This window comes from Kamptonema sp. PCC 6506 (genome assembly GCF_000180455.1).
GTDB lineage: Bacteria > Cyanobacteriota > Cyanobacteriia > Cyanobacteriales > Microcoleaceae > Kamptonema > Kamptonema formosum.
The window spans coordinates 31,394-40,935 of sequence record NZ_CACA01000312.1 but is presented as its reverse complement, the minus strand read 5'-3'; the positions used below and the strand labels follow the sequence as shown (position 1 = coordinate 40,935).

10 protein-coding genes and 1 pseudogene are annotated in these 9,542 nt (G+C 45.4%); 5 read left to right on the top strand and 6 right to left on the bottom strand.

Annotation, left to right across the window (positions count from 1 at the left end; translation table 11 throughout):
• Positions 1 to 80: 80 nt before the first annotated feature.
• From recR to OSCI_RS19450, 4 genes are all read right to left on the bottom strand, one after another.
• The gene (gene recR / locus OSCI_RS19465; RefSeq protein ID WP_007356818.1) at positions 81 to 674 is read right to left on the bottom strand and encodes a recombination mediator RecR; all 594 of its coding nucleotides are present in this window, start codon (positions 672 to 674) and stop codon (positions 81 to 83) included.
• 190 nt (positions 675 to 864) lie between these two features.
• Positions 865 to 1,233, bottom strand: coding sequence for a translation initiation factor (locus OSCI_RS19460; protein WP_007356817.1), 369 nt, complete (start codon positions 1,231 to 1,233; stop codon positions 865 to 867).
• Between the two features lie 173 nt (positions 1,234 to 1,406).
• On the bottom strand, positions 1,407 to 2,786 hold the full coding sequence (locus OSCI_RS19455) for a hypothetical protein (RefSeq protein ID WP_007356816.1): 1,380 nt from the start codon (positions 2,784 to 2,786) through the stop codon (positions 1,407 to 1,409).
• A gap of 70 nt (positions 2,787 to 2,856) precedes the next feature.
• Positions 2,857 to 3,945: a glycosyltransferase family 4 protein gene (locus tag OSCI_RS19450; RefSeq protein WP_007356815.1), complete on the bottom strand. Its 1,089-nt coding sequence runs from the start codon at positions 3,943 to 3,945 to the stop codon at positions 2,857 to 2,859.
• A 172-nt stretch (positions 3,946 to 4,117) separates the two neighbouring features.
• On the opposite strand from OSCI_RS19450, the gene OSCI_RS19445 reads away from it, so the two are divergent.
• The 4 genes and pseudogenes from OSCI_RS19445 (at position 4,118) to OSCI_RS19430 (ending at position 7,254) form a co-directional block, all read left to right on the top strand.
• Positions 4,118 to 4,909, top strand: coding sequence for a calcium-binding protein (locus tag OSCI_RS19445; RefSeq protein WP_007356814.1), 792 nt, complete (start codon positions 4,118 to 4,120; stop codon positions 4,907 to 4,909).
• Positions 4,909 to 5,670, top strand: a pseudogene (truB, locus tag OSCI_RS31640) (tRNA pseudouridine(55) synthase TruB); the annotation flags it as partial. The gene OSCI_RS19445 and the pseudogene truB, both read left to right, overlap by 1 nt.
• Positions 5,671 to 5,691: 21 nt before the next feature.
• Positions 5,692 to 6,666, top strand: a complete 975-nt coding sequence (locus OSCI_RS31635) for an ABC transporter ATP-binding protein (protein ID WP_420705292.1) — start codon at positions 5,692 to 5,694, stop codon at positions 6,664 to 6,666.
• A 435-nt stretch (positions 6,667 to 7,101) separates the two neighbouring features.
• Complete coding sequence (locus OSCI_RS19430) at positions 7,102 to 7,254, top strand: hypothetical protein (protein WP_007356812.1); 153 nt, start codon at positions 7,102 to 7,104, stop codon at positions 7,252 to 7,254.
• A gap of 144 nt (positions 7,255 to 7,398) precedes the next feature.
• On the opposite strand, the gene rpoD is transcribed toward OSCI_RS19430, so the two are convergent.
• On the bottom strand, positions 7,399 to 8,574 hold the full coding sequence (gene rpoD / locus OSCI_RS19425; protein ID WP_007356811.1) for an RNA polymerase sigma factor RpoD: 1,176 nt from the start codon (positions 8,572 to 8,574) through the stop codon (positions 7,399 to 7,401).
• Positions 8,575 to 8,926: 352 nt separating this feature from the next.
• Here rpoD and OSCI_RS30855 point away from each other — a divergent pair, with 352 nt between their 5' ends.
• Positions 8,927 to 9,100, top strand: a complete 174-nt coding sequence (locus OSCI_RS30855; RefSeq protein ID WP_007356810.1) for a hypothetical protein — start codon at positions 8,927 to 8,929, stop codon at positions 9,098 to 9,100.
• 175 nt (positions 9,101 to 9,275) lie between these two features.
• On the opposite strand, the gene OSCI_RS30210 is transcribed toward OSCI_RS30855, so the two are convergent.
• Positions 9,276 to 9,440, bottom strand: a complete 165-nt coding sequence (locus tag OSCI_RS30210; protein WP_155523378.1) for a hypothetical protein — start codon at positions 9,438 to 9,440, stop codon at positions 9,276 to 9,278.
• Positions 9,441 to 9,542: the final 102 nt, after the last annotated feature.

Genomic DNA, 9,542 nt, shown 5'->3' with positions numbered 1-9,542 from the left:
AATTACTACTCAGATTGTATTGCAATGCTTTAGTATTTCCGTAGATGAACTCTTAGGATAAAACCGGATAAAAATATTAGCTAATCCAACAGTCGCCGCCCTTCTAAAGCACGCGCTAAAGTCACTTCATCAGCATATTCTAAATCTCCCCCCATCGGCAAGCCAAAGGCAATTCGCGTTACCTTCGTAAAAGGCTTAACTAAACGTCCTACATACAGCGTGGTAGTTTCACCTTCTACACTCGGACTAATAGCAATAATTACTTCCTTAATATCATCGTGACTCACGCGCCGCACTAACTGTTCAATATTTAATTGTTCTGGGCCAATTCCATCCATCGGCGATATAACTCCGCCCAAAACGTGATACTTACCAATGTACTCCCGCGTTTTTTCAATGGCAATTACATCGCGGGAATCTGTGACTACACAAATAGTATCGCTGTCACGGTTGGGATTGCGGCAAATTTCGCATACTGGGTCAGCAGATAAATGAAAACATACTTCACAGAAACCTACTTGTTCTTTAGCATCAATTAGGGATTGAGCGAGTGCTTCTATTTCTTCTTCTGGTCGTTTGAGAATGTGTAGAGCAAGGCGTTGGGCGGTTTTGGGGCCGATTCCGGGTAAGCGTTGCAATTGCTCTATTAAACGGGCTAAAGGTCGCGTGTACAATTTAGTAATTGGTAATTGGTAATTGGTAATTGGTAATTGACAATTGACAATTGTTACTGAGAAAAAATGATTAACTAAGTTAAGCTAACTATTAATAATTAGCAATTTGGTAATGAGTTGTGTCGGGGATTTAACGGATATAACGGCTATGACAATTAACCACTAACCATTAACCATTAACCACTAACCACTAACCACCACTGATTTTAGCTTTATACCCCAATTTTGTCAGAATTTCAACAAGCTTTTGGGTGTGCTCGCCTTGAATCTCAATCTCGCTATCCTTAACAGTACCCCCTGCACCGCATTGGGTTTTAAGCTGCTTCAGCAATGCTGCTAGAGTTTCGGGTTTGGCCTGAAATCCCGTGATGACAGTGACAGTTTTACCCTTGCGACCCTTACGGGAGGCCTGGACTCTAATATTTTGCTGAGGTGGCGGGACTTCTGGGAGTGCTCGTTCTACTGCGGTTGAGTTGTCAAAGTTGCCGAATTCGGAGTAAACAACTCGCTTCCCTGTAGAAGCCTTAGCATCGGAGGAGTTGCGTTTGGATGTCGTCATAAGGAGAACTAGGGAGTTGGGACTGTAGGACTGGTGAGCGTATCAGAACTACTACTATTTATATTTGTAGCTGGTTATGGCGGGGTTGCGATCGCAACACCCCCATTTTGGCGATAAAGATACCAAGATACCACCGGGACAGCGGCGTTACAAACTTCAAATTGTCTAGAACCTTATCTAGCAAATCTTCGTGACGTTGGCGATGGCTTAGATACAAGGGATGGCGTTTTTTTGACCTTAATTGATTCCGGTGGATTCAGTATTAACCCTGAAATTGCCCCGCTACCGAGAATGAATACCGGATTAGGAAAAGCATTCAGGGAAGAGTCCAGCATATAGCAAGTTAAAACTACAGCCATCCCCGCTACAGGCGCTACTTTTGGGTTGCCCCAGGTACTAGCCGGATAGCGCAACCAAACACAGGCGAAAGGTGGCAATAAGAATATTGCCGTAAAACTAATCAGTCCAACTACACCATTCACGCCGTAAGCAATAATCCACAAACTATCCGTAACTGTAATAGTTTTCCCCCATTCATCAGTTACATGATTTCCTCCAGAATCACCCCAACCAAACATGATTTGCCCCCGCGCCTTATGTGACAAAATCTCCTCATTTTCAATTCTAAATGCTAGAGATTGACTGCGGTCTTGTGGGTCAGTGGAAGTATTGACAAAGTTAATAACATAAGGATTAGTATAAAGGCTACCGCTAGCACTAACATATATGTAACTAGAGATCCCCGCAATTAGCAAAAGCAACAACAAACCATTACGAAACTGCTTGCCAACTAATAAGATAACTACTCCTATCGCCAAATAAATATATGCTCCTGTGGAGCGACATAATATAAACGTAACTGTCAAGATTCCTACTACCTGGGTAGCCGGAAAATTCCCGACTTTCTTGATAACTTTAGTTTTCCAAAGCCAAATTCCCAGCAGCGCTGCTGCCATCATCCACATACCTACTGCTAAACCGTGTTCCATGAATACTGTAGGTCGATATCCTCCTAAACGAATTGCTTGTCCAAAATCCAAGCGGGGAGTAAAACCGTAAACTATGCGGTGTAACTGTGGGCTCATGCGGGATTCGTAGAGACATAAAGGAATGTAGACTAATCCGCCATAGAAAATACCCATTGAGAGTTCCCGTATTCCTGCTAAATTATTGAGGTAAATTCTAGCTAAAAAATAAGGCAATCCCCACTGTAAAATTTGTCCGATAGTAGGAGAAAATGGGCTGAGATTATTACTTAGTTGTGAAGGAATTGGACATAAGCACCAAATTAACATTGGTATGTCAAGCCAGCCTGGTTTAAAGGAACTAAGGCGGGCGGGCTGGAAAATTACAGTAGCTAGTAGACAGCCAAAACAAGCTGCTGTTGCTTTACCATAGCTACCGATTGCTGGTAATTTAATTGATGCTTGCGGCAAAAATAGAGTGGAGGCGACGAAACTAATTACTAATGCTCTTTGTGGCGGATACCGCACAAATAAGTATAAGGTAACTAGAATCCATCCATATAATGTCAGACTAATTAAGGAAGACATTTGCTAATTGCTAATTGCTAATTGCTAATTGCTAATTGTTAACTGGTAATCTGGATTATTGATTCTGAAGTCAGGTATGCGATCGCTCAATTGCTGTGTAGAGTGCAGCTTCAAATAGATCCGTTGCATCTTCCCAGGTATATCCTGTCACTTTAGCGTAGGCAGCATCAGACATTGTTCGCCATTCCGTCTCAGACAACTGACACATCTGTTCTATTGCTTTAGCCATATCCTCTGGATCTTCCGGTTTTACCAGTATGCCGCAGCCGCCCTCTAATAGTTCGGGAGCAGCACCCGCTGGGGTGCCAATGACAGGCGTGCGACACGCCATTGCTTCTAAAATCGGGAGCCCGTAACCTTCGGAACGGCTAGCAAACAGCCAAGCATCGCATTTAGCATAAAATTCTTTAAGCTGACTTTGAGAAGGATGAGGTTCGTACTCAGTACCGGGGGGTAAAGGCAAATCTGGAGATAGTTGGCCGTTACCAAAGGTAACTAAGCGTAAATTGGGGATTTTCTTAGCAGCTAGCGAGAAAGCTTTTAACCCCAGGTCGCATCCTTTCCAATTTACGCTTGAATACATAATTCCGACTGTGGGAATGGGTTGTTTGCTGCGAGGTGGGGCGTAAAACTGCTGGGTATCGACGCTAGGAGGTACTAGGGAAACGTTACTGTCGCCGTATCGAGTCTCAGCTATATCTACTAACCACTGGGCGACGGGGATTTTATGCAGAGGTAGCGACCAAGTTGCTTCTACTCTTTCTTTAGGCAGATAGTCAAAGACTTCGTAATGCTGTACAAAATAAGCTTTTGCTCCTTTTGCGGGAGACAAGTTCGCCACCCATTCGGCGGTTTCCCACCAAGTGGCGATAACTACGTCAGCATCGGGTAAGTCGGCATCGCTAACGGGGCCGTTGCGATCGGCAACTCGGTATTCAACGCCTAGATTATCGAAGTGGGAAGGTGTGCGATCGCTTGAAGAAGGCCAACCCTCTCCCCGCATCCAAGATCGGACTTTTTGCTTAAATGTTGGTTGTTGTTTGGGCATGGAAATAATGAATACTTCATGCCCCCGCTTTTTGAGCAGTTTGGCATAAATTGCTACTACACGGCTGCCTCCGGTAAGACTAACAATAGGAAGAACAAAGGTAATTTTCATCGCTATAAGACTTTTTTGCTATTTTAACTCCCTTAGTTTAGTTGTTAAACAAATCACACCCTTTACAAATCAGTTCGCTATCCTTTTAACAATTTCATTGTTGAAGCCTATTCTAGGCAGCTTGATTAAATTGGTATAAGATACTTAATGATTGCATATTTAAGGTAGAACTATGCCAGGAGCAGTGCCATCTCAGCCAATAAGACCAACGCCAACGCCCAGTCCTGGCGGTAACGGTTCTGGTGGTAATACAGGTACACTTCCAGGGGGGGGCAACATCATTCGCGGTACTAGCGAGCCCGACTCGCTTCGGGGTACTGGCAGTGGCGATCAGATATTTGGTTTAGCAAGTTTTGACACTCTCTACGGCTTAGGCGGCGATGATACTCTTTCCGGGGATACGGGAGATGACTCGGTGCTGGGAGAGGGCGGTAATGACATCCTGTTTGGTGGTAGCGATCGCGACTCTCTATTCGGCGATGATGGTGACGACACTATTTTTGGTGGTAAAGGCAATGACTCGGCAAGCGGGGGAGTTGGCAACAATCAGCTCTTTGGTAATACGGGGAACGATACCCTGATTGGAGGCCTTGACGATGATAGCTTATTTGGGGGAACAGACGATGACTCGCTGATTGGAGGTGCGGGTGACGATCTCCTATCAGGCGATCGCGGTAGAGATACTTTAACAGGCGGTGAAGGCAGCGATACCTTTGTTATCGGCAGACTCACGGGTGGTTTAACTGAAGCTGATGCTGATGTAATTACAGATTTTACCGACGGCGCGGATAGAATTCGCTTAAGTGCAGGCCTCACCTTTGGCGATCTAACTATTGTTCAGGGTGGGGGAACAGCCCCAAGTACAGTTATTCAGCTTATAAATGGCAATGACGTTCAATTTTTAGCTGTATTGCCAGGGGTTGCGCGTAATTCAATTTCTTCTTCCGATTTCACCACTTTGTAATGACATTTGAAGGTTTCCTTAATCTAAATAAACCGATTGGCCCGACTTCCCACGACTGCGTAGCGCGACTGCGCCGCCTCTTAAAGCTCAAGCGGGTTGGACATGGGGGAACTCTTGACCCCGCAGTAGGAGGGGTTTTACCAGTAGCTCTGGGCAAGGCAACTAGGCTGTTGCAGTTTCTAAGACATGATAAAGCTTACCAAGGAACGGTTCGGTTTGGCTTGACGACGGCTACGGATGACTTGCAGGGGGAGATTTTAAGCTCTCAGCCAGTGCCTAATTTAACTCTAGAACAGGTAAAAGCCGCTTTACCAAGTTTCCAGGGAAAAATTCAGCAGATACCGCCTAATTACAGCGCTATTCATGTGGAGGGAAAACGCCTGTACGACTTGGCCCGCAAGGGTGAAACGGTGGTAGTACCTCCCCGCCCTGTGGAGGTATTTCGGCTGGAGATTTTGGACTGGCGGCCGGGGGATTTTCCCGAATTGGATTTGGCGATCGCTTGTGGTGCTGGAACTTATATTAGAGCGATCGCTCGTGACTTGGGCGCAGCTTTGAATGTAGGCGGAACTTTAGCGGCTTTGACTCGCACTGAAAGTAGCGGTTTTCATCTAGCCGAGAGCCTTACTTTTGAGGAACTAGAAACACAATTACAGCAGGGGACTTTCTGCCCTATAACGCCCTCAGCAGCGTTGGCACATTTAGGTGCGATCGCTCTTGATGCTAAAGATGCCACACGCTGGTGTCAAGGTCAGCGGCTTGCTTTTCTCCAAGCAGGGGAGATGGGGAGCAGGGGGCGGGGGAGCAGGGAACGGGGAGCGGGGAGCAGGGGAGCAGGGGAGATGAGGAAGATGGAAACCTCCCCTCTGCGAAGGAAAACTACACCTCTTCATCCTTTATTTGAGGAGTTGTTAACCGCAGCGACGCGAAAGTTGCCTAAAGGTTTGCGCTATTGGTCTGAGCAGGAAAAAGCTGTGGATGAGCGGGTGCGGATTGTTGCTCAACTGTTGCAGATTGAGTCTCTTTTACATCGTTTGCCAAAGCAACTTTCAGGTGGTCAAAAGCAGCGAGTGGCTTTGGGCCGAGCAATGGCTCGAAATCCTCAAGTATTTTTAATGGACGAACCCTTATCTAATTTAGATGCAAAATTGAGGGCGGAAACTAGGGCGCAGATTGTGCAGTTACAGCGACAATTGGGGACTACGACTATTTATGTCACCCATGACCAAATTGAGGCGATGACGATGGGCGATCGCATTGCGGTGATGAATCAAGGTCAGATTCAACAGGTGGCGAAACCTCTCGAACTTTACAATCAACCGGCTAACTTATTTGTAGCTCAATTCATTGGTTCGCCGCCGATGAATTTTCTACCCGTGCAGTTTACGGCTCCGTTGCTGGTTTCTCATCCGCAGTTTCGTTTCACTTTACCTGAGATTTGGGCAATGGCGCGTAGGGGAACTCCGCCGTTACAAAGTTATGACGGGCGATCGCTAATTTTGGGGATTCGGCCGGAACATTTGAGTATTAGTCCCCCTGCGACTAAAAATCTGCTGGTAGAAGTGGAAATTATTGAGGCTTTGGGCCATGAAACCTATTTATGGGTTTGTTTAGCGGAGGCTAGGGAAATCCGGTTACAGGTACGAATTGGGTCTGAACGTTCGGTTAGTCTTGGAGAAAAGCTTTGGCTGGCGATCGCACCTGATAAAATTCATCTCTTTGACCCCGACACTGGTTTAGCAATTTTTACTAATTAGTACAGTGGGCGCTAAGTAGAAGGAAGAAGGAAGAGGGAAGAAGGAAGAATGCTTATACAGTCGGCTTTTTAGTCATCTGTATTTTACGTTAAATTAGGTGGATTTACTTATCAGAGAATAATATTTATCGTTCATCGAAATACAGTGGTTTTTAACAGTGGTTTTCAATTGATTATTGCCCTCTTCCCCTAAATTGCCCTCTTCCCCCTCTTCTTCTCTTCCCCTAGTCCCTAGCCCCTCTTCCTCTCTTCCTCTCTTCCTCTCTTCCTCTCTTCCTCTCTTCCTCTCTTCCTCTCTTCCTCTCTTCCCCTAGTCCCTAGCCCCTAGCCCCTAGCCCCTCTTCCTCTCTTCCCCTAGCCATAGTTGCCATCTTTCCCAAAACCTGTTACATTAATTTACATAAGTTGACAAAAGTTAATTCACGGAGTTCGCACCATGCAAGACGAAAAACGCAACATTTGGGCTTGGGGCTTCACAGAGGGAGCTGAAAATTGGAATGGTCGCTTGGCAATGCTTGGCTTCGCTAGTGCTGTGATTATTGAATTAGTTTCTGGTCAAGGCGTACTCCACTTCTGGGGATTGATGTAATCTCCAACTAGCAATATTTTAGACATCAAGAAGTTTGGGAGTTCCTTTGGGGACTCCCAAATTTTTGATTAGGCGATCGGTATTAGAGCTAACATCTCTAGCTCTAATACCGATCGCTCTATAGGAGGATGCTTGAAGGAAAAATTACCGGATATACTCTTTGAGAATACTATTCCGGTTGGGATGACGTAATTTACGCAATGCTTTGGCTTCGATTTGCCGAATCCGTTCGCGAGTGACGTTGAAAATTTGACCAATTTCCTCCAACGTCTTCATCCGTCCGTCATCTAACCCATATCTGAGTCGTAAAACATCCCGTTCGCGAGGGCTTAAAGTGTCTAAAACACTTTCTAAGTCTTCGCGTAAAAGGTTCTTAGAAACTTGATCTTCAGGAGTTTCGCCGTCGGATTCGATGAAGTCTCCCAAGCGTGAATCTTCCTCTTTGCCGATCGGAGTTTCTAAGGAAATTGGCAATTGTGCAGATTTAGCAATAAATCGCAATTTTTCGATGGTCATTTCCATGCGAGTAGCGATTTCTTCCTCTGTGGGTTTGCGGCCCATTTCTTGGGAGAGGAGTTTAGTCGTTTTCTTGATCCGGGAGATGGTTTCGTAAAGGTGAACGGGCAGGCGAATTGTGCGCGATTGATCTGCGATCGCTCTAGTAATTGCTTGGCGAATCCACCAAGTTGCATAGGTTGAGAACTTATAACCCTTTTCGTGGTCAAATTTCTCAGCGGCCCTAATTAAGCCGAGACTACCTTCCTGAATTAAATCTTGGAAAGATAGTCCCCTATTCATGTATTTCTTGGCAATGGAAACCACTAAACGGAGGTTTGACTGCACCATTTTATCTTTTGCCCGCCGACCTAAATGCAGCCGATGGCGAAAAGCGGGCAGTGGCATACCCACAGCATTAGCCCATTCATTATCTTTGGGATCTCGCTCTAATTCTTCGCAAAGTTGCTCTCGAATTCGTTCTAATTCAAGCAAGTCAGCAATTTTGCGGGCGAGTTCAATTTCTTCGTCTGCTCTCAGCAGTCGAATCCGACCAATTTCTTGCAGATAAAGGCGAATTGAGTCTTCAGTATAGTGCTTTTTTTTCGCCTGAGCCCGACGACGGGCTTTAGCAACTTTGCTACCAGACTTAGCGTCGTCCTCTTCAGGCTGAGCATCTAAAAAGTCTTCGCGATCGTCTCCTTCGTCGTCGATGAAGAGTTCTATTTCACTCTCAGGCAGAACGCCTCGGGCGTTCGCGAGTAACTCGATAGTTTCAATCTCAGGTTGAATTTTGGTTTCGAGTACGTTGTTAGTCTGGATCATGCCGCGTTCCTCATGCTCCTGAATCGAAGAATTAATAAGTAGTGAACATTGTCTGTCTGTGTCTAGACAGTTTGGTGAGGGTTTCACCCCTCAATTTTAGTGGTATTTTTCTGCTTACTTGATGATTACAGAAAAATATATCGCTCGCACCTCAACATTGTTGGGTAAAAGCGTCGAGGTTTTTTTCTCGGATTTTGCCAAGACCTTTCCGATTGTAGCCTTTCTCACAAAAAATGCACGCTGTTTGCCAGTAGGAAAATAAAAGCTGCTGTGGAAAGTCTGCTTTCGGAGCGATTGGCTTTAGAGATAATATGTTGTTCAAGCTGTTTTCTTGAACTATTTTCAAAATCGGATGACCATTGCCGGTTGTTTAATATTTCCGGGAACTGCTGCGGGAAATTTAGTTGAATCACTAGCAGACAGTTGCCGGCTAGCTGTAATTTCTATTTTGCGTGGCAGTATTGATACACCCATTTTTACCCTGTCTCCCTGGATTGACTCATACGCGATTTACGATTCGATCTAACTGGTTGCTGTGGTTGCGAGTCGGCAACTCTGAACTGGATGCCGAAATTTACCCCAAGTGAAGCGTTGCGGATTCGATCGTGCAACAGGGGCTTGATAGTGTTAAGTTAGCTCAAATTTAAGAATTTGGGGTTGATTCTAATGTTAAGTCACGTTAAGTTTCTAACGTCACCTTCTCATCTGAGCAATAGCAGCGATCGCAATTGCTGTTTATAGACTGCAATTGCCAAGAGTGAAAAGTTGCTCAGATTTGGCTCATGTCTGAAAACTACGAGTTGAGGAGGATGATAAGTATATATTTTAATACTTATACTCAGTAGAATTTCGGAAGTCACTCCCATTCTACTTCCTTTGCTCGTGCTTCGAGGCACGGACGGGGTGACGGTTCGGACAGCGCGATCGCATGAATGGAGTTTTTGTGCTAATCAGCGTTTTGCTAGTAA